The organism is Arthrobacter sp. FB24 (assembly GCF_000196235.1).
Classification (GTDB): domain Bacteria; phylum Actinomycetota; class Actinomycetes; order Actinomycetales; family Micrococcaceae; genus Arthrobacter.
Genome location: NC_008541.1, coordinates 2484303 through 2507981, shown reverse-complemented (window position 1 = coordinate 2507981; position 23679 = coordinate 2484303). Strand labels below are relative to the sequence as shown.

21 protein-coding genes are annotated in these 23679 nt (G+C 63.9%); 12 read left to right on the top strand and 9 right to left on the bottom strand.

The genetic code is table 11. The features are described from left to right. Positions 1-26: 26 nt before the first annotated feature. Positions 27-1592 carry an LCP family protein gene (locus ARTH_RS11270; protein ID WP_011692072.1) on the top strand — a complete coding sequence of 522 codons (1566 nt, stop codon included), beginning with the start codon at positions 27-29 and terminating at the stop codon, positions 1590-1592. A gap of 79 nt (positions 1593-1671) precedes the next feature. Here ARTH_RS11270 and ARTH_RS11265 read toward each other — a convergent pair whose 3' ends face one another. After that, complete coding sequence (locus ARTH_RS11265; protein WP_043429797.1) at positions 1672-3624, bottom strand: M13 family metallopeptidase; 1953 nt, start codon at positions 3622-3624, stop codon at positions 1672-1674. A 254-nt stretch (positions 3625-3878) separates the two neighbouring features. Between ARTH_RS11265 and leuA the strand changes: the two genes are divergently transcribed. From leuA to ARTH_RS11250, 3 genes are all read left to right on the top strand, one after another. Continuing rightward, positions 3879-5618, top strand: coding sequence for a 2-isopropylmalate synthase (gene leuA, locus ARTH_RS11260; RefSeq protein WP_011692070.1), 1740 nt, complete (start codon positions 3879-3881; stop codon positions 5616-5618). 90 nt (positions 5619-5708) lie between these two features. Continuing rightward, positions 5709-6464, top strand: a complete 756-nt coding sequence (recO, locus tag ARTH_RS11255) for a DNA repair protein RecO (RefSeq protein WP_043429795.1) — start codon at positions 5709-5711, stop codon at positions 6462-6464. Between the two features lie 2 nt (positions 6465-6466). Further along, the gene (locus ARTH_RS11250; protein WP_011692068.1) at positions 6467-7327 is read left to right on the top strand and encodes an isoprenyl transferase; all 861 of its coding nucleotides are present in this window, start codon (positions 6467-6469) and stop codon (positions 7325-7327) included. Between the two features lie 6 nt (positions 7328-7333). On the opposite strand, the gene ARTH_RS11245 is transcribed toward ARTH_RS11250, so the two are convergent. Together ARTH_RS11245 and ARTH_RS11240 are read right to left on the bottom strand one after the other, a co-directional pair. Beyond that, entirely contained in the window at positions 7334-8419 is a 1086-nt protein-coding gene (locus tag ARTH_RS11245) for an alpha/beta hydrolase (RefSeq protein ID WP_011692067.1), read from the bottom strand. After that, a complete protein-coding gene (locus ARTH_RS11240; RefSeq protein WP_011692066.1) occupies positions 8416-9426 on the bottom strand; it encodes an alpha/beta hydrolase in 1011 nt (336 codons plus the stop codon). Before ARTH_RS11240 ends, ARTH_RS11245 begins: the two co-directional genes overlap by 4 nt. Before the next feature lie 126 nt (positions 9427-9552). On the opposite strand from ARTH_RS11240, the gene ARTH_RS11235 reads away from it, so the two are divergent. Then, positions 9553-10626 carry a quinone-dependent dihydroorotate dehydrogenase gene (locus ARTH_RS11235; protein WP_011692065.1) on the top strand — a complete coding sequence of 358 codons (1074 nt, stop codon included), beginning with the start codon at positions 9553-9555 and terminating at the stop codon, positions 10624-10626. Positions 10627-10710: 84 nt separating this feature from the next. On the opposite strand, the gene ARTH_RS11230 is transcribed toward ARTH_RS11235, so the two are convergent. Beyond that, the gene (locus ARTH_RS11230) at positions 10711-11313 is read right to left on the bottom strand and encodes a DUF3043 domain-containing protein (RefSeq protein WP_011692064.1); all 603 of its coding nucleotides are present in this window, start codon (positions 11311-11313) and stop codon (positions 10711-10713) included. A 131-nt stretch (positions 11314-11444) separates the two neighbouring features. Between ARTH_RS11230 and ARTH_RS11225 the strand changes: the two genes are divergently transcribed. From ARTH_RS11225 to ARTH_RS11205, 5 genes are all read left to right on the top strand, one after another. After that, positions 11445-12875 carry a dipeptidase gene (locus ARTH_RS11225; RefSeq protein ID WP_011692063.1) on the top strand — a complete coding sequence of 477 codons (1431 nt, stop codon included), beginning with the start codon at positions 11445-11447 and terminating at the stop codon, positions 12873-12875. A 209-nt stretch (positions 12876-13084) separates the two neighbouring features. Further along, positions 13085-13474: a HesB/IscA family protein gene (locus ARTH_RS11220; RefSeq protein WP_011692062.1), complete on the top strand. Its 390-nt coding sequence runs from the start codon at positions 13085-13087 to the stop codon at positions 13472-13474. A 186-nt stretch (positions 13475-13660) separates the two neighbouring features. Next, the gene (ctaC, locus tag ARTH_RS11215; RefSeq protein WP_011692061.1) at positions 13661-14533 is read left to right on the top strand and encodes an aa3-type cytochrome oxidase subunit II; all 873 of its coding nucleotides are present in this window, start codon (positions 13661-13663) and stop codon (positions 14531-14533) included. A 10-nt stretch (positions 14534-14543) separates the two neighbouring features. Beyond that, positions 14544-16271, top strand: a complete 1728-nt coding sequence (gene ctaD, locus ARTH_RS11210; RefSeq protein ID WP_011692060.1) for an aa3-type cytochrome oxidase subunit I — start codon at positions 14544-14546, stop codon at positions 16269-16271. Further along, positions 16268-16669 carry a cytochrome c oxidase subunit 4 gene (locus ARTH_RS11205; RefSeq protein ID WP_011692059.1) on the top strand — a complete coding sequence of 134 codons (402 nt, stop codon included), beginning with the start codon at positions 16268-16270 and terminating at the stop codon, positions 16667-16669. The genes ctaD and ARTH_RS11205 overlap by 4 nt, the downstream gene beginning before the upstream one ends. Before the next feature lie 141 nt (positions 16670-16810). Here ARTH_RS11205 and ARTH_RS23880 read toward each other — a convergent pair whose 3' ends face one another. Further along, on the bottom strand, positions 16811-17104 hold the full coding sequence (locus ARTH_RS23880) for an HPr family phosphocarrier protein (protein ID WP_043430722.1): 294 nt from the start codon (positions 17102-17104) through the stop codon (positions 16811-16813). 160 nt (positions 17105-17264) lie between these two features. On the opposite strand from ARTH_RS23880, the gene ARTH_RS11195 reads away from it, so the two are divergent. After that, positions 17265-18059 (top strand): GntR family transcriptional regulator, encoded by a 795-nt coding sequence (locus ARTH_RS11195; RefSeq protein ID WP_011692057.1) that lies wholly within the window; start codon positions 17265-17267, stop codon positions 18057-18059. Between the two features lie 64 nt (positions 18060-18123). Here the strand turns inward: ARTH_RS11195 and qcrB are convergent, their stop codons facing one another. The 4 genes from qcrB to ctaE all read right to left on the bottom strand — a co-directional run bounded on the left by qcrB (position 18124) and on the right by ctaE (position 22465). Next, complete coding sequence (gene qcrB / locus ARTH_RS11190) at positions 18124-19803, bottom strand: cytochrome bc1 complex cytochrome b subunit (RefSeq protein WP_043429792.1); 1680 nt, start codon at positions 19801-19803, stop codon at positions 18124-18126. After that, entirely contained in the window at positions 19781-20851 is a 1071-nt protein-coding gene (gene qcrA / locus ARTH_RS11185; RefSeq protein ID WP_011692055.1) for a cytochrome bc1 complex Rieske iron-sulfur subunit, read from the bottom strand. The genes qcrB and qcrA overlap by 23 nt, the downstream gene beginning before the upstream one ends. 99 nt (positions 20852-20950) lie before the next feature. Next, positions 20951-21739, bottom strand: a complete 789-nt coding sequence (qcrC, locus tag ARTH_RS11180) for a cytochrome bc1 complex diheme cytochrome c subunit (RefSeq protein ID WP_011692054.1) — start codon at positions 21737-21739, stop codon at positions 20951-20953. An 87-nt stretch (positions 21740-21826) separates the two neighbouring features. After that, positions 21827-22465 (bottom strand): aa3-type cytochrome oxidase subunit III, encoded by a 639-nt coding sequence (ctaE, locus tag ARTH_RS11175; protein WP_011692053.1) that lies wholly within the window; start codon positions 22463-22465, stop codon positions 21827-21829. A 148-nt stretch (positions 22466-22613) separates the two neighbouring features. Between ctaE and trpD the strand changes: the two genes are divergently transcribed. Then, entirely contained in the window at positions 22614-23672 is a 1059-nt protein-coding gene (gene trpD, locus ARTH_RS11170; protein WP_011692052.1) for an anthranilate phosphoribosyltransferase, read from the top strand. Positions 23673-23679: the final 7 nt, after the last annotated feature.

Sequence of the window (23679 nt, the reverse complement as noted above, 5' to 3'; positions counted from 1 at the left end):
CGTTTTATAGAGGAAGGTAACACCACGTGGTGCGACGCCGAGACACTCCCGGACAAGGCATTGGTTCGCCAGCGTCCGACGCCGCTGCCAGGCATTCGGACACGAAGGACATGGGCCCCGCCCGGCACCTCGGCGCCATGGGCGGAAAGCCCGCGTGGTTCAAGGTGGCCACTGCTGTTGTGGCCCTTGTCCTGGTGGGCGCTCTCGCTTTCGCCGCCTTCTGGGTCATCCGCTTGCAGATGAACATCAGCAAAGCTCCACTCGGCGCAGGCAGCAGCCGCACCGAAGATCCCGTCAACGACTCCAAGGACCGGATGCAGATCCTGATCCTGGGCTCGGACACCCGCGACGGCAAGAATTCCGACTACGGCACGGCCGAGGACTCCACAGGCTACGGCCAGTCGGACGTCATGATGATGATGGACATCTCGGCGGACAACAAGCGTGTCAGCGTCATCAGCTTCCCGCGCGACCTGCTCGTGGACATTCCCGAATGCACGGACCAGAAGACCAAGCAGGTGTTCCCGGCCCGAAGCGGCGTGATGATCAACGAAGCCATGAAAGAGGCCGGCATCGGCTGCGCCGTGGACACGGTGAACAAAATCACGGGGTTGGAAATCGACCACTTCATGATGGCGGACTTCAACGCGGTCAAGGAACTTTCCAACGCGGTGGGCGGCGTGGAAGTCTGCGTAAGTGACGCCGTCTACGACCCCGACTCCCGCCTGCGCCTCCCCGCAGGAAACTCGCAGGTGCAGGGCGAGCAGGCGCTGGCCTACCTGCGGACCAGGCATGCCTTCGCGGACGGCGGTGACCTGGGCCGCATCAAGGCGCAGCAGGGCTTCCTGTCATCCCTCACCCGCAAGATCAAGGATGACGGCACACTGTCCGACCCCCAGAAGATGCTCAAGATTGCCGACGTCGTCACGCAGAACCTTACGGTGGATGATGGACTGGCGTCCGTCCCGTCGCTGCTGACCATCGGCAACCGGCTCAAGAACATTGACATCAGCAAGGTGGCGTTCGTTGCCGTGCCAACCACGCCTGCTCCCACTGATCCCAACCGGCTCACCGTTGCCGAGCCGGCCGCATCGCAGCTTTTCGCCGCGCTGCGCAAGGACGTCGACCTGACCGACCCGACAGCCACCCCGAGCCCCACGGCGGAGCCGAGCGAATCGGCTCCCGCCCCGACGCCGACCGAAACGCCGCTGCCGCCCTACGATAAGGCGCTGCAGCCGGTGACCGTCGCGAACGGAACGGGTGTTCCGGCGCGGACCCAGGAGATCACCCAGGCGATCATCGCCGGCGGCTTCACCCAGGTGGCCCCGCTTGTGGCGCAGCCTGTCGCGAAGACGGCGGTCTACTACGGACCCGGCTTCGAGGACGTGGCGGCGGACGTCGCAGCATTGCTGGAAATACCCGCCACGCAGGTTCTCCCGGCGGCCGGCGTCAGCGGAGTTCAGGTCTACCTCGGCACCGACTTCATGTCCGGAACAAAGATGGACTCCGTGCCGCTCCCGTCCGACATTGTCAACCAAACGGCCGGCGACACCGTCTGCCAGCAGGCGAACCCTGAACTGATCGTCCGCTAGCTGCGGTTGCATCGACGCATAAACTGCGGGGCCGGCCACTGTTTGTGGCCGGCCCCGCAGTTTCATCACGACCTGCCGGTCACCAGATGCTGACGCGTTCCTCCGCGGGCATCCACATGCCGTCCTGCTCCGCCACGCCGAACGCGTCATGGAACGCATCCAGGTTCTTGGCGATGGCATTGGTGCGGAACTCGTTGGGTGAGTGCGGGTCGGTAGCGAGACGGCGGATTGCCTCCTCGTTGCGGATCACCTGGCGCCAGCCGGCAGCCCAGGACGCGAAGAACCGCTGCGGTCCGGTGAGGCCGTCCAAAACAGGCGGCTCTGCACCATCAAGGCTTATCAGGTAAGCCTTGTACGCGATGGTGAGCCCGCCCAGGTCGCCGATGTTTTCGCCGAGGGTGAGCTTGCCGTTGACATGGTGGCCGGGGGCCGCAGTAGGCGACAAGGCATCGAACTGCGCCACCAGCTTGGAGGTCAGGGCTTCGAACGCAGTCCGGTCGTCCTCGGTCCACCAGTTGCGCAGGGCACCGCCGCCGTCGAACTGCGAGCCCTGGTCATCAAAGCCGTGCCCGATCTCGTGCCCGATGACGGCGCCGATACCGCCGTAGTTGACGGCGTCGTCGGCGTCCGCGGTGAAGAACGGGGCCTGCAGGATTGCTGCCGGGAACACGATCTCGTTCAGCAACGGGTGGTAGTAAGCGTTGACGGTCTGCGGCGTCATGAGCCATTTGTTCTTGTCAACGGGCTTGCCAACTTCGTCCAGGTGCCGGTCCACGTCGGCATTGTGGGCCCGCTCAACGTTTCCGAGCAGATCGGCCGGGTCTATTTCCACCGCGGAGTAGTCGATCCACTCATCCGGGTAGCCGATTTTGGCCCGGAATGCTTCGAGCTTCTTGAGGGCTTCGAGCTTCGTGTCCTCGCCCATCCAGGCCAGAGCGGTGATGCTTTGCCGGTAGGCCTCGATGAGATTGGCGACGAGCGTCTGCATGCGGGCTTTGTGGGTTTCGGGAAAGTGCCGGGAGACATAGATCTGGCCGACCGCCTCGCCCAGTGCTGCCTCGACGACGGCGACGCCGCGCTTCCAGCGGTCCTTGTTGCGCGGGGTGCCGCTAATCGTGGTGCCGTAGAACGCGAAGTTCGCGTCCACGAATTCGGACGACAGGTACGGGGCTGCGGAGCTGACGACACGCATGGCCAGCCAGTCCTGCCAGGCCGCCAGCGGTTCGGATTCGATCAGGCCGGCTGCCCCGGCGAAGAAGTCAGGGGTGCTGACCACCATCTCCTGGCGTTTGTCCGGCCCGATCCCGGCGGCCTCGAACCAGGCATCCATCAGCGGGAAGAGCTCCCGCGCCTCCTCGGCGGATTTCAGGTTGTAGGTCTTTTGCGGATCCCGCAGGGTCACGTTGTCCCAATGATGGGCGGCAAGGGCCGTCTCCAGCCGGACCACGCGTTCAGCGGCGGCATCGAGGTCCGCGGCTCCGGCGAGGCCGAGCATTGTCCGGACATGGTCGCGGTAGGCCGCCACCATGGGAGCGAACTTTTCTTCGCGGTAGTACGACTCGTCCGGCAGCCCGAGGCCTCCCTGGCCGGTGTACAGCAGGATCCGGTCCGGGTTGCCCGCGTCGGGTGCCGGGTAGATGTAGAAAAGCCCTGACACGTCGGAACGGAAGAGCTTTCCTGCCAGTTCGATGACGTCCGCCGCGGACTTCGTGTCGTAGACGGAGGCGAGCCGTTCCCGGATGGGGTCCAGGCCTTTGGCTTCGACGGCAGCTTCATCCATGAAGCTGTTGTAAAGATCCCCGACCTTCTGTTCGATCCCGGTGGCTTCCTTGCCGCGTCCGGCGGCTTCTTCGATGATTTCCCTGACCGCCAGCTCGGAGCCGTCCCGCAAAGCGGTGAAAGTGCCTTCAAGGGGGCGGTCGTCCGGGATGGTCGTGCTCTTCAGCCACGCGCCGTTGATGTGCTGGTACAGGTCATCCTGCGGCCGCACGGTGTGGTCGATATTGGACAGGTCGATCCCCGAGTTTGGCACAAGTGCTCCTTCAGGTGAAGGCTGCCTCCGGCGCTGGCACCGGTGGCAGCGTCTGCATGGTGGACGTTGCTGGAGGTGTTGCTCCTTCATCTTACGCACCCGTGTTACTGTGAAATGGTGCGCGCAGAACTGCTTCTTCTTAGCTGCCGCGGCGAGGCCTCAGACGCGATCTAGCGCAAGGCCAATCCTCGTCGCGGAGTTTGTGTTGCCCGGCCACCTTTCACCCAGGAACCACAGAAAAGGCCCCGATAGTAATGCGAAACGCACAAAAGCCCTCCGGAATGCCCGTCCACCGCTACATGCCGTTCCAGGACCAGATCACCGTTGAACTGCCTGACCGGACGTGGCCGGACAAAGTCATTACGAAGGCCCCGCGCTGGTGCGCCGTTGACCTCAGGGACGGCAACCAGGCCCTGATCGACCCCATGAGCCCGGCCCGCAAGATGAAGATGTTCGACCTGCTGGTCCGCATGGGTTACAAGGAAATCGAGGTGGGCTTTCCCTCCGCCTCGCAGACTGACTTCGATTTTGTCCGTCAGCTGATTGAAGGCAACCACATTCCGGACGACGTCACCATCCAGGTGCTGACGCAGGCCCGTGAGCACCTGATCGAGCGGACCTATGAATCCCTGGTTGGCGCCAAGCAGGCCATCGTGCACCTCTACAACTCGACGTCGGTCCTGCAACGCCGCGTGGTGTTCAACCAGGACGAGGACGGCATCCTGGACATTGCACTCCAGGGCGCCCGGCTGTGCAAGAAGTACGAGGAAACGCTGGCGGACACCCACATCACCTACGAGTACTCACCGGAATCCTTTACCGGCACGGAACTCGAATACGCTGTCCGCGTCTGCAACGCAGTGGCCGATGTCTTTGAGGCCTCGGCTGACAGCCAGGTCATCATCAACCTGCCGGCCACTGTGGAAATGGCCACCCCCAATGTCTACGCCGATTCGATCGAGTGGATGAGCCGGCACCTGCACCCCCGCGAGGGCATCATCCTCTCGCTGCACCCGCACAACGACCGCGGCACCGGTGTTGCCGCGGCCGAGCTCGGTTACCTCGCCGGGGCGGACCGGATTGAGGGCTGCCTGTTCGGAAACGGCGAGCGGACCGGAAACGTGGACCTGGTGACGCTGGGCCTGAACATGTTCGTCCAGGGCATCGACCCCATGATTGATTTCTCCGACATTGACGACGTCCGCCGCACCGTGGAGTACTGCAACCAGCTGCCGGTGGCGGAGCGTTCGCCGTATGGCGGCGACCTTGTCTTTACGGCGTTCTCCGGCTCGCACCAGGATGCCATCAAGAAGGGCTTCGAAGCGCTCGAAAAGGATGCGGCTGCCGCCGGCAAGGATGTGGCCGACTACACCTGGCAGGTTCCGTACCTGCCGGTCGACCCCAAGGACCTGGGGCGCAGCTACGAAGCCGTCATCCGGGTCAACTCGCAGTCCGGTAAGGGCGGCGTGGCCTACCTGCTGAAGAACGAGCACAGCCTGGACCTGCCGCGCCGCGCACAGATCGAATTCTCCGGGGTCATCCAGAAGCGGACGGACACCGTGGGCGGCGAGGTCAGCGGCGCCCAGCTCTGGCAGATCTTCCAGGACGAATACCTGCCCTCCAGCAAGGAGGACGGCCAGTGGGGCCGGTATTCGCTGGGGTCGTTCAGCACGGAAACGGACGACGACGGCGCCATGACCTTGCATGCGACGGTCACCGTGGACGGCGTCCAGGTCCGCCGCACCGGCTCCGGCAACGGTCCGATCGCAGCGCTGCTGTCGATCCTCGGCCAGGATGGCGTGGACGTACGCGTCCTGGACTACAGTGAGCACGCGCTCTCTGAAGGCGGCAACGCCCGTGCAGCCGCGTACGTTGAATGCGCTGTCGGCGAGCGGGTGTTGTGGGGCGTGGGGATCGACTCCAACACCACCACCTCCTCGCTGAAGGCCGTCATTTCGGCCGTCAACCGTGCCATCCGGGACGCGCAGGCTTAGGCGCATTAGTCGAACCACTGACAGGCTGCGCCCCCGGACCACTCCGGGGGCGCAGCAGCGTTTTCCTGAAGTTCAGTGCGAAGATTAACTGTGGCCCAACAATCCTCCTTTTCTGCCCGCGCCTACCGTGACGATGCCGTGGTGCTGCGTACCCACAAACTGGGCGAAGCAGACCGGATCATCACGCTGCTGACCAAACACCATGGCCAGGTCCGTGCGGTGGCCAAGGGAGTGCGGCGCACCAGCAGCCGCTTCGGCGCCCGCCTGGAACCGTTTATGGTGGCGGACCTGCAGCTAATCTCCGGACGGACGTTGGACGTCGTGACCCAGGCGGTGGCCAAGGGTGCCTACGGCGGCAACATCGCGGCCGACTACGGCCGCTACACGGTGGCGGCGGCCATGACGGAGACCGCCGAAAAGCTGACGGACGTGGACGGCGAGGCCGGAACCGCGCAATACAACCTCCTGGTGGGAGCCCTTGCCTCGCTGAGCCGGGGCGAGCACACTCCTGAACTCATCCTCGACTCCTACCTCCTGCGTGCACTGGCTACCGGGGGATGGGCGCCGAGCTTCACGGTGTGCGCCCGCTGCGGCGCACCCGGCCCGCACACGGCCTTTTCAGCGCCGCTGGGCGGCATGGTGTGCAGCAATTGCCGTCCGCCGGGATCACCCGCACCCGCAGCGGAAACAGTCTTCCTGCTGGGGGCACTGCTGACAGGGGACTGGACGACGGCGGATACGTCCCTGGCGCTTCACCGGCGGGAGGCTGCCGGTTTGGTGGCCAGCTATCTGCAATGGCATCTTGAACGGGTGCTGAAATCACTCAAACATGTGGAGCGTAGCTGACAGTGGCCCTTGGAAAGAAGAAGACCCCCGTCCGGAAACGGACCGGGCCCGTGATCGCGCCGTATCCGCACGGCTCCGGGGCCGTGGCGCCGTCGATACCCGCGGAATTCATCCCGCAGCATGTGGCGATCGTCATGGACGGCAACGGCCGCTGGGCCAACCAGCGCGGACTGCCGCGGATCGAGGGCCACAAAGCGGGGGAGCCGGCGCTGCTGGATGTCGTCGCAGGCGCCATTGAGCTAGGCATCAAGTACGTCACGGTATACGCCTTCTCCACGGAGAACTGGCGGCGTTCACCGGAGGAAGTCCGCTTCCTGATGGGATTTAACAAGGACGTGCTAAGACGGCAGCGGAACCAGCTGGACGAGTGGGGCGTACGGATCCGCTGGTCGGGACGCCGGCCCAGGCTGTGGGGATCAGTGATCCGCGAACTGGAAGAAGCAGAGGAGTACACGCGGGGCAACAGCACGTGCACGTTGACCATGTGTGTTAATTACGGCGGCCGTGCCGAAATTGCGGATGCTGTCTCGGCGATAGCCGAAGACGTCGCGGCCGGCAGGCTGAAGCCGGGCTCGATCACCGAACGGACCATCCAGAAGTACCTGGACGAGCCGGACCTTCCCGACGTCGACCTCTTCCTCCGAAGCTCCGGCGAGCAGCGCCTCTCCAACTTCATGCTGTGGCAGTCCGCCTACGCGGAGTTTGTCTTCATGGACACGCTCTGGCCCGACGTCGACCGCCGCACCTTGTGGGACGCCGTCGAAATCTATGCCGGGCGTGACCGCCGGTACGGCGGGGCCGTGGATGCTGCCCGGACCGGCCCGGACGACGCATCCCGGCCTGTGGAGTCCGCGGAGTCCTGATATCCGTCAGCCCGGATGCGAACTCAGCCAGTCGACCAGGTCCCGGTAAGCTTCCTGCCGCACCTCGCGGCGTGAGAGGAAGACGTCGTGGATCGCCCGGGGGTAGCGGAACACGGACGTCCGGCGGCCCAGGCCCAGCACGCGGCGCGCTGTCTGTTCCACGTCGATCACGGCGTCCGCGATCATCAACTCTTCGGACCACTCAGCCTGGATTCTGGTACGGTCCGAGAGCATCACCAGAACAGGTTTCGCAATGTCCAGGCGCCGCTCCACGGCTGCATGGCCGGCAAGGACGGCCCGGGTCCAGCCCGCACGGATAGGGAACGACGCCGTCGGGCGCCACTGCGGATCCAGGAACCACTCGCCGTGGGCCTGGTCGCTGACGCTTTCCCAATAGCCGGGCATTTCCGGAAAACGGAACGCCCGCCGTGGATCCGTGCGTGCGATCGGTTCCACGAGATGCATGGCGATGTTCCGGATCAGGCTGCTGCCCTGGAGCTCCAGCCATGGCGCGTTGAGGATCAGTGTCTCGAGTGCGGCCGGGTGCCGGTCCGCCCAGAGCGCACCGATCAAGCCGCCCAGTGAATGCGCCAGCATGTGGACCGCGGGATCCGCGGCCAGGCCGGTCCGCCCTGCCACGTCCGTCCTGATGACCTCGATCGCAGCGGAAATGTCCTCATCGTAGACGCCCAGGTCCGTCGTGTAGCCGGGCGTCTGCCAGTCGCGCAGGCTCCGGCCGTACTTGCGGAGGTCCAGCGCATAGAAGTGGATTCCGTGCGCACCGACATACCTGGCAAGTTCGGACTGCAGGAAGTAGTCCGCCCAGCCGTGAAGGTAGAGCACTACTCGCGGGCGCGATGAACCGTTGTGCTCCCGGCCGCCTGATGACGGCCACTCCAAGGGCCGGAGGACCGTATTACGCAGCGCAGAAAGGAAGGCAGGCGGACCCGCCGGAACCGCCGGCACGTAACGGATCAGGGTGGCAGTCACCGTACCTTCTTCGTCGTCGGCCAAGGGCAGCTCCAGGCACTCGAATCCTTCCCCGAGCAGATCGGGCTGCCAGGAAAGTGCCTCCGGCTCCGCCTCTTTCACTCCCCGCCGCCGTCGTCCAGGACGTAGCCCCGGATCCAGCGGGTCAGCCGCGCGTACGCGTCCGCCCGGACGTGGGGTGGAGACAGGAAGACGTCGTGGAGGGCGCCGTCGATCCTTTCAAGGGTGACCGTCCGGCCGAGGGCCATTGCCCGGATGGCGATCGTATTCACATCCAGCACGGCGTCGGTCCGTCGCATTGCCTCGGTCCAGAACATGCCGTTCGCGCTGGCTCCGGACAGGAGAACCAGGATGGGGATGTCGATCCGCAGTCCGCGGGCCACCCGGGAATGCCCGGCCAGGACGGCGCTGAGCCAGCCGGCCCGCACGGGAAAAGCCAGGGGCGGCCGGTACTTGTTGTCCAGCGTCCACTCACCCTCAGCTTCGCTGCTGATGCTCCGCCAATAAAAACCGCGCTCCGGTAGCCGCAGCACAGCCTCCGGACGGTACCGTGCCAGCGGTCCCACCATGGACCTGGCGGCACGCCGGACCAGTGAACTGCCGTGCATTTCCAGCCACGGGCTGTTGAGGACCAGTTGGGAAGCCACGCCCGGATGCCGGCTCACCCACAGCGCGGCGATGAGGCCGCCGGTGGAGTGGCCCATCAGGGTCAGCGGCGGCTTGCCGGCTTGCTCCGGCCAAAGGGAGCCGATGATCTCAATTGCCTTGCTGATTTCGGCGTCGTAGTCATCGAGGTCGGCCACGTAGCCGCCATGGGTGTCTGCTTGCAGGCTCCGCCCGTGGTTGTGCATGTCTAGGGCAAAGAACTCAAATCCTTTCCCTGTCCAGAACTGGGCGAGCTCCACGTTGAAGAAGTAATCGCTCCAGCCGTGCAGGAAGAGGATGGCGCGGCGGGGGAGGGGCCGGGGTCCGGAACCGCCCGGCCCGCCAGCGTCGCCTTGGGGCACATGGCGCACAAGGGTAGCCGTGCGCTCCACGCCGTCGCCGCCGGTGGCCTGGTAGGAACAGGCTTGGAAGTCGTCCCCCAGGATATCTGTGTGCCATTCCATTTCATCAGACTAGACAACGCCTGCTTCAGCGGCGAGTACACCGGCCGTGCCCGCGAAGCGCGTCACACCGCCCGCCGTCGTGCGCGCCGGTTTGGTCTGCGGAGCCTGAACCGGAAAACTGGACTCATGCGCGTATATCCCACCTTCTTTCGCCTGGCCTTTTCATGGATGGACGCCGAACGCGCCCACAGGATCGGCTTCCGTGCCATCAGGCTGGCCCACAGTTCAGGGGCGGGCAGGGTGCTCGCTAAATTCACGGCACCTGCGCCGTCGCTCCAGACCACTGCCTTCGGCATTACCTTCCCTTCACCCTTCGGGCTCGCCGCAGGCTTTGACAAGGAAGGGCACGGCATTGAAGCGCTGACTGAACTCGGGTTCGGCCACGTGGAGGTCGGCACCATCACCGGGCAGGCCCAGCCCGGAAACGAAAAGCCCCGGCTCTTCCGCCTCGTCGAGGACAAGGCAGTTATCAACCGGATGGGATTCAACAACGACGGGGCCACCGCCGTGGCCCCCCGGCTTAAGTCCGCGCGGGCCGCCTTGCAGCGCCGCCACCCGGGCGTCCGCCCGGTGATCGGCGTCAACATCGGCAAAAGCAAGGTAGTGGAGCTGGAGGACGCGGCCAGCGACTACCTCGTCAGCGCCCGGAGCCTTGCACCCGCAGCCGATTACCTCGTGGTCAACGTCAGTTCACCGAACACGCCGGGTCTCCGCCTGCTCCAGAACGTTGAGACCCTCCGCCCCCTGCTCAAAGCGGTGGGAGAGGAAGCGGACAAGGCCGCCGGCAGGCACGTTCCGCTGCTGGTTAAGATCGCCCCGGACCTAACGGACGAGGACATTGACGATGTCGCGAAGCTCGCCCTGGACCTCGGGCTGGACGGCATCATCGCCACCAACACTACGATCGGCCGGGAGGGGCTCACGTCCGACCCGGAGAAAATCCGGGACTGTGGGCCCGGTGGCCTCTCCGGGGCTCCGCTGAAGGCGCGGTCCCTGGAAGTGCTGCGCCGCCTCAAGGAAGCAACCGGCGGCTCGCTCACGCTCGTGTCCGTCGGCGGAGTGGAGAATGCCAGGGATGTGCAGGAACGGCTTGACGCCGGTGCCACCCTGGTGCAGGGCTACACGGCGTTCCTGTATGAGGGTCCGTTCTGGGCCGCGCGCATCAACCGGCAGCTGGCCAAACACCCCGCCCGCCGCTAGTAACCGGCAATTCTGCGAAAAGCGCCCGACGACAAAGAAGCCCCCGGCAGTTGGTGAACTGCCGGGGGCTTCTTCTTGCCTCAATTAGGCGGGGAATTCTCCGCGCTTGACGAGCGGCTTGGGAAGGCGCAGGCGGCGGAACTGGAGTGAACGCATGGATCCGTACCAGACGGTTCCGCGTTCCACCTCGCCAAACTTCTCGGTGAGGCGCTTCCGCAGCTTACGGGACAGGATGAAGACGTCAACGAAAACGGCGAGGAACATGACCCAGAAGCCGCCCAGGACATAGATCATTGCCTCGCTGGTGGAGGGGACCAGCAGGGAGATGACAACGAACAAGAGGGCGCCGAACATCAGGTACTCGCCCAGGCTGAAGCGTGCATCCACGTAATCGCGTGCGTAGCGCTTCTGCGGGCCCTTGTCGCGAAGGGGCAGGAACTTTTCGTCGCCAGTGTCCAGGGCCTGGCGCATTTTGATCCGCTGTTCCTGCACGGCCGCCCGCTCGGCTGCCTTGGAGGCCTTTCGGTCCTCCGGCACCAGGGGGCGCTTCCGCGCAGCTTCCTGTGCTTTGCGCTTGGGCGTGGGCGCGCCCTTGCCGAGGGCTGCGTCCTGCCGGGCCAAGGCCTCGGCTGCCTGCTGGTCAACTACGTCCTGCGCCGTTGGCGCTTCTTTTTTACGTCCAAACACCCCTAAAGAATACCCTGCACGCGCAGGCGGAATTTCATGTGTCGCGCGGGTCCGGCGGCGGCGAACCGGGGGAGCCGGCGGGCGGTTCCGAAGTGTTTCCTGTGGTCACGGACACAGGTAGGGTTTTGGCCATGACTTCATCACCGGCGGGGACCCCGCAAAAAATCAGCGCAGGAATCGACGGAATCGACGTCGACGCCCTGCGCCAGGCCGTACACGAGTCCTTCGACACCACCGTTGGGCAGCTGAAGGACCTCGTCACGCTCCCGGGCATCGCCTGGCCCAGCTTCGATCCTGCTCCGCTGGACCGCAGCGCGGAGGCCGTGGCGGAGCTGGTGCGGGCTGCGGGAGTCGCTGACGTCCGGATCCTGCGCTGCAACAAAGAGGACGGGACGCCGGGCGGCCCGGCTGTCGTGGCACGACGTGCCGCTGCCGATGGAAAGCCGACCATTCTGCTTTACGCCCACCATGACGTCCAGCCGACCGGGGACCTGGCGCTGTGGGAGACCGAACCGTTCACCGCCGTCGAACGCGACGGCCGGCTTTACGGGCGGGGTGCCGCCGATGACAAAGCCGGCATCATGGCCCACATTGCCGCCTACGCCGCCGTCACCGAGGTACTGGCCGACGAACTTGGACTGGGTGTGACGTTCTTTATCGAAGGCGAGGAGGAAGCAGGATCGCCCACGTTCCGCACGTTCCTGGAAACGCACCGCGAACTGCTGCGCGCCGACGTCATTGTGGTAGCGGATTCCAGCAACTGGAAAGTGGGCATTCCCGCGCTGACCACCAGCCTGCGCGGCCTGGTGGACGGGACCATTGAGGTGCAGGTCCTGGAGCACGCCGTCCACTCCGGAATGTTCGGCGGGGCGGTCCTTGATGCGCCAACGCTGCTTTCCCGCCTGATCGCCACCCTCCATGACGACGAAGGGAACGTCGCCGTGAAGGGCCTGGTCAGCAGGGACGACGTCTCCGTCGACCTGACGGAGGCGGAATACCGGGCCGACGCGTCAGTACTGGACGGCGTCCGCCTCGCCGGCAGCGGAACCATCGCCTCCCGGCTATGGACCAAGCCCGCACTGTCCATCATCGGCTTCGATGCTCCCGCTGTGGACGTGGCTTCCAACACACTGCTGCCGCGGGCGCGGGCAAAGTTCAGCCTGCGGCTGGCTCCGGGCCAGGACCCGGCCGACGCCATGGCCGCCGTGCGGAACCATGTTGAGTCCAATGCACCGTTCGGCGCGAAGGTGGTTTTCACCCCGGGGGAGAGCGGAAGCTCCTTCCTGACCGACACGGGTTCCGCTGCCGCAGGCATGGCGATGTGGGCCCTCGGGGAAGCATGGGGCGTTCCGGCGGTCGAAATGGGCATCGGTGGTTCGATTCCCTTTATCGCGGACCTTACGGAGGTCTATCCGGACGTGCAGATCCTGGTGACCGGTGTCGAGGACCCCGATTCCAGGGCCCACAGCGCCAATGAGTCACTGCACTTGGACGACTTCCGCAACGCCGTGGTGGCTGAAGCCCTCCTGCTGGCCCGGCTCAACCATGAGGGTCTTGCCTGACGCCTGGACCGGCAGTGCAGCTGCACCCGCGTTTCCTGGCGGGTCTGTTCCGGACCCGCCAGGGAACATTCAGGGTATGGCCACGGTTACGTCAGGAGTTAGAGCTACACGCAGGATCGACGTAGCATGTAGCTATAGCCCATACCGTTTCCGTAGGGGCGGGCAACGCGCAAGCCGAGTCGCCACCACCGTCGTAAGAAGGTAGGCCAATGAGCACTACAACCAATGAAAACAGCGCCGCAGCCACCGGCACCGCCAGCGAAGAACTGCCCACGCACGAGGTCAAGCTGACCGACGTCGCCGCGGGCAAGGTCCGCAGCCTGCTGGAGCAGGAAGGCCGCACCGACCTTCGCCTGCGCGTTGCTGTCCAGCCGGGCGGTTGCTCCGGGCTGATCTACCAGCTCTACTTCGATGAGCGCCTGCTCGACGGAGATGCCGTACGTGACTACGACGGCGTCGAGGTCGTTGTCGACAAGATGAGCGTCCCGTACCTCAGCGGCGCGAGCATCGACTTCGAAGACACCATCTCGAAGCAGGGCTTCACCATTGACAACCCCAACGCCGGCGGCTCCTGCGCCTGCGGGGATTCTTTCCACTAGCCTGGCTCTTTTGCCCCATGACAGCTTGCTTTCGGCACCGGTGAAAACCGGTGCCGACGCACGGTGCCGACATGTGAGCGAAAACCCCCGGGGAGCGGTAAGCTCTACATCGAGTAGTAAAACTTTTAGTGTGCCCGGGGAGCCATCTACGGCCCGGGCAACAGCAACAAGTAGGAAGGGCCGTCTGTGAGTTCGCAGAACCGAACCGGCAGCCGACGCAAACAGATCACTACGATCACTGGCTTGGCACTAGCCGGCGCGTTGGCTTTGACTGGATGTTCACCAGAGGTACAGAGAGGCTGGTTGCCCACCGAGCGTGGCACCACCAATCACACTGACCGCATCATGGACCTCTGGGTCAACTCATGGATAGCCGCATTGGTCGTCGGCATCATTACCTGGGGACTCATGGTCTGGTGCGTCGTCGCCTACCGCCGCCGCAAGGGCACCGTCGGGTTCCCGCGGCAGACCAGCTTCAACCTTCCCCTCGAGGTCTTCTACCTGACCATCCCGCTGTTCATGGTGCTGGTGTTCTTCTACTTCACCGACCGGGACCAGCAGGCCATCGACAACCGCTCCGAGCCGGCCGACGTCGTTGTGGACGTCCGCGGCAAGCAGTGGGCCTGGGACTTCAACTACAAGCAGGGCGACGTCATCACTGAAGACGTCCACGAAGCAGGCGTCCAGGCGCACCTCACCGGTGCTGAAGTGGACAAGGAAAAGCTGCCCACCCTGTACCTCCCCGTCAACAAGTCTGTTGACCTGGAGCTGAACTCCCGCGACGTTATCCACTCTTTCTGGGTCCCCGCCTTCCTGCAGAAGCGCGACATGATCCCGGGCAAGACGAACTACATCAGGTTTACCCCCACCAAAGAGGGCACCTACGACGGCAAATGTGCCGAACTCTGCGGCGAATACCACTCCGAAATGCTGTTCCGCGTGAAGGTTGTCTCCGAAACGGAGTTCCAGGCGCACCTGGACCAGCTCCGACAGGACGGCAACACCGGTCTGCTCGGCGAAGAGTACGACCGCAACCCGAACCTGAACGAAATTAAGTAAGGGGAGCGACGTGGCTACGTACACTCAATCCGCACCTGCCGGGGCCCTTGGGGCGCCCGTTGTTCCGAAGTCCAAGGGACGCATCGTCGTCAACTGGATCACTTCGACCGACCACAAGACCATCGGGTACATGTACCTGATCTCGTCCTTCGTGTTCTTCTGCTTCGGCGGCGTCATGGCGCTGCTGATCCGCGCCGAACTTTTCGAGCCCGGAATGCAGATCCTGCAGACCAAAGAGCAGTACAACCAGCTGTTCACCATGCACGGAACCGTCATGCTGCTGATGTTTGCGACCCCGCTGTTCGCCGGCTTCGCCAACGTCATCATGCCCCTGCAGATCGGTGCACCCGACGTCGCCTTCCCGCGACTGAACGCACTGGCTTTCTGGTTCTTCCTCTTCGGCTCCACGATCGCCGTCTCCGGCTTCATTACGCCCCAGGGTGCCGCTTCGTTTGGCTGGTTCGCGTACGCGCCGCTGTCCAACACCACATTCAGCCCCGGCGTCGGCGGTGACCTCTGGGTGTTCGGCCTCGCACTCTCCGGCTTCGGCACCATCCTCGGTGCAGTCAACTTCATCACCACCATCATCTGCATGCGCGCTCCGGGCATGACCATGTGGCGCATGCCGATCTTTACCTGGAACACGCTGGTTACGGCCATCCTGGTCCTCATGGCCTTCCCGCCTCTCGCTGCAGCCCTGTTCGCCCTCGGCGCGGACCGCCGCTTCGGAGCACACATCTTCGATCCCGAGAACGGCGGTGCAGTCCTCTGGCAGCACCTGTTCTGGTTCTTTGGCCACCCCGAGGTGTACATCATCGCGCTGCCGTTCTTCGGCATCGTCTCCGAGATCTTCCCGGTCTTCAGCCGCAAGCCGATCTTCGGCTACAAGGGCCTCGTGTACGCAACCATCGCCATCGCTGCTCTGTCCGTGACCGTGTGGGCTCACCACATGTACGTCACCGGCTCGGTCCTCCTGCCGTTCTTCTCCTTCATGACGATGCTGATCGCCGTACCTACCGGCGTGAAGTTCTTCAACTGGATCGGCACCATGTGGCGGGGTTCCATCACCTTCGAAACGCCCATGCTCTGGAGCATCGGCTTCCTGGCAACCTTCCTGTTCGGTGGTTTGACGGGCATCATCCTGGCTTCACCGCCCCTTGACTTCCACGTATCGGATTCCTACTTCGTGGTGGCCCACTTCCACTACGTGGTGTTTGGCACCGTGGTATTCGCAATGTTCGCCGGCTTCTACTTCTGGTGGCCGAAGTGGACCGGCAAGATGCTCAACGAGCGCCTGGGCAAGATCCACTTCTGGCTCCTGTTCCTTGGTTTCCACGGAACCTTCCTGATTCAGCACTGGCTGGGTGTCGAGGGCATGCCCCGCCGCTACGCGGACTACATGCCGCAGGACAACTTCACGTGGATGAACCAGTTCTCCACAATCTCCTCGTTCGTGCTGGGCGCTTCGCTGATCCCGTTCTTCTGGAACGTGTACATCACCTGGCGCAGCAACGAAAAGGTTGAAGTGGACGATCCCTGGGGCTTCGGTGCTTCTCTCGAGTGGGCAACCTCTTGCCCGCCGCCGCGCCACAACTTCACGTCGCTGCCCCGGATCCGCTCGGAGCGTCCTGCCCTGGACCTCCACCACCCGGAGCTCGCACAGTCGCACACCGTTGAATCACCGGCACCGGCAGCGTCCGTGCTGGGCAACGCAGATCAGAAGGACACCGCCAAGTGAAGATCGAATCATGGATTTTTGGAGCCGGAGTCTTCTTCTTCGTACCGGTCTCCCTGGTTTACGGATTCCTGACCAACTGGTCTGAGTGGGTCGGCATCCTCGGTATCCTTCTCGTTGGCGGCCTTGCCGGCATGATCGGCGCGTACCTTGGCTTTACCGGCAAGCGCGTGGGTATGCGTCCCGAGGACCGCAACGACGCCGAGATCCACGAAGGTTCCGGCGAGCAGGGGCACTTCAGCCCCTGGAGCTGGTGGCCGCTGGTCCTGGGCCTGTCCTGCGCAGGCGGATTCCTCGGCCTGGCCGTAGGGTTCTGGGTCACGTTCATCGCCGGCGGCCTGGCCGTCATCGCCCTCGTGGGCTGGGTGTACGAATACAGCCGGGGCGACCACGCGCACTAGCGCATAAGTACTGATAACAACGACGGCGGGCCCCACCATTTGGTGGGGCCCGCCGTCGTTATTTGCGCTTAGCCACAGTAGGACGCGTCCGTACCTCGCGCGGTGTGGCGCACAGGCCCGCCGAAGTCGGTCAGGAAGCCCTCAGGCGGCCGCGCCTGCCTCCAGCAGTAGAGTCAGGCCTTCCAGTGCTGCCTCTGCGGATTCGACGCTGTAGCGGGCGGGAAGCGCCTCGGGGTCGACCGAGAGTTCCACCTCACAGCCGCAATAGAAATCGGCGGTCATGACTTCGAGCAGGGACCGCGCATCGACGGGCACGATTCCCTTCTTCCCGATTCTGACCGGCAGGCCGGAATCCGTAACGGCCCGGACGAAGACAGCGGCCGGCCGCGCGTGCAGGCCTATGGGTGATTGAACGATTGCCTTGCGCACTGGCAACAGGACTCCTTTGTTCCGACGGGTCTCGGCCGTCACGACTGCATTCCTGAACAAGCGTAGTGCCGGTACATCCGGTGGCCGAAACCGCCATCCGGGTGGTCTAGACCTGCCCTGTTGTTGCTCTACCCTTAAAACATGAATGTAGATCTGGATTGCGGCCATGGCGGCGTCTGACGCGAGCAGGATGGTAGGGGAGATCGACCGCGACAGCGGGACGCCCATCTATGTCCAGCTGCGGGAACTCCTGCGCGCACACATCACGGCTTCCTGCCCGCCAGGCTCGTCGCTGCCTTCGGAGCGCGACCTCGCCGAAAGATTCGGGCTGGCCCGCATGACGGTCCGCCAGGCCATCGATGCGCTGGTAGGCGAGGAGGTCATTGAACGGGTGGTTGGCCTGGGGACCTTCGTCCGGAAACCAAAACTCGATCTGCAGGTGAAGCTGACCTCTTACAGTGAGGAAATGCAGCGCCGTGGCATGGTCCCTGCCGCCAAGGTGTTGAGCTTCGAGCAGATCGGCGCGAGTGCGTTCCTGGCCCGCGAGCTGCAGCTGGACGAGGGTACCCCCCTGGTCCGCTTCAGGCGCCTCCTGCTGGCCGACAACGAGCCCATGAGCGTCGACGAGAACTTCATTCCCGCTCATCGCGTTCCCGGCCTGCTCGACGGCGAACCACCCACCTCGCTGTACAACGTCCTGAGTGAACGCTTTGGCCTGGTCATGGAGTGGGGGGAGGACATGATTGAGGCCACGGCAGCGTCTCCGTCCACTGCCAGGCTTCTTAATGTAGAGGTGGGATCCCCGCTGCTGAAGATCCAGAGGCACGCCTTCGTTGCTCGCTCCATGGTGGACTACTCCGTGTCTTACTACCGGGCAGACCGCTACAAGCTGTGGGTGCCGCTGCAACGTCCCGGAGTCCGTCCCACGCGCAACTACGCCTCCGGCTACCGGAATCCATAGGCGACACAGAAGAGGCCCGGTCCATTCGGACCGGGCCTCTTCTGTGTCGCTTTCAAACCACTAGCTAGTGGCTGAGGGTCTTCTGTCCCTCGGCCGTTTCGACCGCTTCGTGCTGGCCGTGGTGCCCGTGGGCGGCCTCGAGCTCAGCCGGCGAGGCAGGTGCGACCCTGTCCTCGAAGAACCAGCGCGAGAGCGCTGCACGGCGCTTTTCCTTGCGGGTTACGACGCCGTGTTCGTTCGGAACAGCAGGTAGCGGCACCGGTGACTCGAAGCCCACCAGCTTGTAACGCTTGTAGTCATCCAGCGGGGCATGGACCTCAATGAACTCACCGTGCGGCAGGCGCACGATGCGGCCGGTTTCGCGGCCGTGCAGGGCGATTTCGCGGTCCTTGCGCTGAAGCGCCAAGGCGACGCGCTTGGTCACAACGAACGCGATGACCGGGCCGATGAAGAACAGTGCCCGCAACCAGTACGTCACGTCGTTCAGTGCCACATGGAAGTGAGTGGCAATGAGGTCCGAGCTAGCCGCAGCCCACATCACGCAGTAGAACGTGAAGCCGGCCATGCCGATCGCGGTACGAGTGGGAGCGTTGCGCGGGCGGTCCAGGACGTGGTGTTCGCGGTCGTCCTTGGTGATCCAGCGTTCGATCCACGGGTACATGAACAGCACCGTGAAGACGAGGCCGGCAGGTACCAGGGCCGGCAGCAGCACGTTCAGGGTCAGGACGTGCCCGAAGATGACGTACTCGAAATGGAAGTCACCGATGACACCGGGCATGAGCCGCAGCGCGCCGTCAACCCAGCCGATGTACCAGTCAGGCTGCGTGCCTGCGGAAACCGGGGAGGGGTCGTAGGGACCGTAGTTCCAGATCGGGTTGATGGTGAAGAACCCCGCCATGAGGGCGATGACACCGAACACGATGAAGAAGAAGCCGCCGGCCTTGGCCGCGTACACCGGACCAAGAGGGTAGCCGACGACGTTGCCGTCGTTGCGGCCGGGGCCGGGGTACTGGGTGTGCTTGTGAACAACAACCATGAAGAGGTGGATCACAATCATCAGCAGGATCAGTGCCGGTACCAGGAGGATGTGCAGCATGTAGAGCCGGCTGATGATGACCGTACCGGGGAACTCGCCGCCGAACAGGAAGAACGAGATGTAGGTACCGATCACCGGGATCGACTTGATGACACCGTCGATGATCCGCAGGCCGTTGCCGGAGAGCAGATCGTCGGGGAGCGAGTAGCCGGTGAAGCCTGCCGCCATGGAGAGGATGAGCAGGACACCGCCCACCACCCAGTTCAGTTCGCGGGGCTTGCGGAACGCGCCGGTGAAGAACACCCGCAGCATGTGGACGGAAACGGAAGCCACGAACAGCAGGGCGGCCCAGTGGTGCACCTGGCGCATGAACAGGCCGCCGCGGACATCAAAGGAGATATCCAGCGATGAGCTATAGGCGACCGACATTTCGACGTTCTTCAGCGGCGTGTACGAGCCGTCATAGTGCGTCTCCGCCATGGACGGATCGAAGAAGAACGTCAGGAACGTGCCGGAGAGCAGCAGGATGACGAAGGAATACAGCGCCACTTCGCCGAACATGAACGACCAGTGGTCCGGGAAGACCTTTCGGCCGAATTCGCGGAGAATGCCGGATCCGCCGACGCGCTGGTCAACAAAGTCGGTAATGCGGCCGCCCTTGGTTTTGGCGACGAAGGCGGGGGCATTAGCTGTTGATGTTGCGCTCATGCTCATCACGCTCCCAGTAACTCGGTCCTACGGGTTCTTTGAAGTCGCTCGTAGCGACCAGGTAGCCCTCGGCGTCAACTGCGATGGGCAGCTGGGGGAGAGGCCGGCTGGCCGGGCCAAAGATAACCTTGCATTCCTGGGTCAGGTCAAAGGTCGACTGGTGGCACGGGCACAGCAGGTGGTGGGTCTGCTGCTCGTACAGGGCAACAGGGCAACCAACGTGGGTGCAGATCTTCGAGTAGGCAACGATGCCGTTGTAGCTCCAGTCCTCGCGGCCCGCAGAGGGCTTGAGGGACTCGGGGTTCAGGCGCATGAGCAGGACGACGGCCTTGGCCTTTTCGTTCAGCTTGCCTTCATGCAGTTCGTTCAGGCCTTCCGGAATCACGTGGAAAGCCGAGCCGATGGTGACGTCCGAAGCCTTGATGGGCGTACCGTCCGGGTCCCGGGTAAGGCGTTTGAGCTTGCCCTCTTGCGGGGCCCACATGGTGTGTGCAAGCTTGTCGTCCGGACGGGGACCGAGGTCACCGAAGACGGCCAGTGCAGGCAGCGGAGCCAAAGCCACGGCGCCGAGGAGCGTGTTGCGGATCAGCGGCCGGCGCTTGATGCCCGTTTCTTCGACAATGTCATCAACGATGCGGACTGCCGCCTGGCGGTCCTCTTCGGTGCGGATGGCATGGCGCTCTTCGGAGACTTCGTGGTCTGGCATGAGCGCCTTGGCCCAGTGGACAATGCCGGTGCCGATGCCGAGCATGGCAAAGGCGGTGCCAATGCCCAGCAGGGCATTCTGCAGCCGGATGGTGGCGATCGTGGAGTCGGGTCCAAGATCGATGGCGAAGTACGCCACCAGGAAGATCACGGTGCCCACGACTGAGCTGCCGAAGAGAACGGCAACCTGCCGTTCTGCACGCTTTGCGGCCTTCGGGTCCGTGTCAGCCAGGCGCAAACGATGCGGGGGAATTCCAGGATCCTGGAACTTCTCCACCTCATTCTGACCAGCCGTAGCTACGGTGCCCGAGTGGTTCGGACTGCCGTCACTATGGTTGCCCATAATTCGCCTCATCCTTCTCTCGTCCCGGCCAGTGCCGGGTTAGTTTTCAATTCCATACTGCTGACTCGTCAGCAGGAGTTCTTACAGTTGCGGACGTCGCTAGGACGTCCGGGACGTCAGCCAGATGGTGAAGGCGATGATGACGCCCAGGCCGGCGATCCAGACAAACAGACCTTCAGAGACGGGGCCCAGGGCGCCGAGATCGGCTCCGCCGGGTGAACCGCTGGCTTCGATCTGCTTCAGGAAGGTGATGATGTCGCGCTTGCCTTCGGGGGAAACGTTGGCGTCGTTGAAGACCGGCATGTTCTGCGGCCCGGTAACCATGGCCTCGTAGATGTGCTTTTCGGAAACATCAGCAAGGGCCGGTGCGAACTTACCGCGGGTGAGCGCTCCGCCGGCGGCTGCAGCGTTGTGGCACATGGCGCAGTTGACCCGGAAGAGCTCGCCGCCCTCTGCGGCGTTGCCCTTTGCGTCCAGGAGGCCCTCTTCAGGGATGGACGGGCCGGGGCCGAGCGAAGCGACGTAAGCGGACAGCTGGTGGGTCTGTTCGTCGTTGAACTGTGCGGGCTTCTTGTAAGCCTGCGGGCCGTTCATCTGCATGGGCATGCGCCCGGTGCCTACCTGGAAGTCAACGGCGGCAGCACCGACGCCTACAAGTGAGGGTCCGTCCTTGGTTCCGCTCGCACCCATGCCGTGGCAGGTTGCGCAGTTGGCGGCGAAAAGCTTCCCGCCCTCTTCAGTGTCGTTCGCACTGAAGCTGGTGGTGGAAGCCTTGGCCTCGTTGACGGTGGTGGCAACGGCGTACAGCCCACCAGTGAGGAGGAGGCCCATCAGCAGCAGCGCAATGGCTGCCAGTGGGTGACGTCGCTTCTGCGAGAGTGCCTTCACGTGGTGGTTCCTTTTTTCGATCGTGCGTCGGCTCCGGGAGCCGCTTCTTGAAATTCTGCCTCTTGTAGAAAAAGAGTCAAGTCGGGGCTACCTGAGGACGTAGATGACCAGGAAGAGGCCGATCCACACGACGTCGACGAAGTGCCAGTAGTACGAGGTGACAATCGCGGACGTTGCCTCGAAGTGACCAAACTTCTTGGCGGCAAACGAACGGCCGATGATGAAGAGGAAGGCGATGAGGCCGCCGATGACGTGCAGGCCGTGGAAGCCGGTGGTCATGTAGAAGGCAGAGCCGTAAGCGTTCGACGAGAGCGACACATGCTCCGAGACGAGCATGGCGTATTCAGTTGCCTGACCGGCAACGAAGAAGGCACCCATGATGAACGTGAGCGTGAACCATTCGTTCATCCCCCAACGCGTGAAGGCAAGGGGGCCGCCGGCGCGGCGCGGCTGGAGCCGCTCAGCGGCGAAGACGCCCATCTGGCAAGTGAATGAACTTGCCACGAGGACGATCGTGTTTACGAGCGCAAAGGGGAAGTTGAGCTTGGCTGTCTCTTCGGCCCACATCTGTCCGGACGTCGAACGGAGTGTGAAGTACATGGCAAAGAGACCGGCGAAGAACATCAACTCACTGGACAACCAGACAACGGTTCCTACGGAAACCATATTCGGGCGGTTCAGCGTCGGGTGCGCCGGGGTACTGGGGGCATGGGTCGCAGATGTCACATAGACATTATGTCTGTAAAAGTTCCTCCTGCCCAACGCAAACCGCCATTTCCGCGGACTTTTTCTACCAAGACGCGAATTCGCGCGGAAAAGTTCCCGGACCGGTTCACATTGGTCATCAGGGCGGGTGCCTCGATAGCATCAGGAGGTGACTTCACAGGCATCTGCACAGGCGGCGGGCAACACCTGGCCGCGGCTCATTTCGGCACTGATCAACGGCGCGGACCTGACGGCCGACAATACGGAATGGGCGATGGACACCATCATGTCCGGGGAGGCCACCCCTTCGCAGATCGCCGGGTTCCTGGTGGCGCTGCGGTCAAAGGGCGAGACGGTGGACGAGATAGCCGGGCTTGTCGAGGCCATGCTGGCGCACGCGAACCCTGTCGACATCGCCGGCGAGAAGCTGGATATTGTGGGCACCGGCGGTGACCAGCTGAACACCGTCAACATTTCCACCATGGCCGCCCTCGTCTGTGCGGGAGCGGGCGCAAAGGTGGTTAAGCATGGCAACCGTGCGTCGTCGTCGTCGTCCGGGTCGGCGGACGTGCTGGAAGCGCTCGGCGTCCGGCTGGACCTGCCCATCGAACGCGTTGCGCGCAACGCAGAAGAAGCGGGGATCACGTTCTGCTTCGCCCAGGTGTTCCACCCCTCCTTCCGGCACACTGCCGTCCCGCGCCGGGAGCTTGCCATACCCACGGCGTTCAACTTCCTCGGCCCGCTGACCAACCCCGCGCGGGTTCAGGCCTCGGCGGTTGGTGTCGCCAACGAAAGGATGGCCCCCTTGGTTGCCGGGGTCCTGGCCAAGCGCGGAAGCCGCGGCCTGGTTTTCCGGGGGAGTGACGGACTGGACGAACTGACAACCACCGGACCGTCCACTGTCTGGGAGATCCGGAACGGCGAAGTGACGGAACAGACGTTTGATCCCCAGGCGCTGGGCATCCGTGCCGCAACAGTGGAGGAGCTCCGCGGCGGCGACGCGACAGCCAATGCCGCCGTCGTCCGTGATGTCCTGAGCGGCGTGGCGGGCCCGGCCCGTGACGCCGTCCTTCTGAATGCCGCCGCGGGCCTGGTGGCATTCGACGTCGATGCCGAGGGCACGCTCACGGACCGGATGGCGGCCGCGTTGAAGCGAGCGGAAGAGTCCATTGACTCCGGTGCCGCGGCGGCCGTGCTGGAAAAGTGGGTCGCCCTTACCCGGGGCTAGCCGTTCA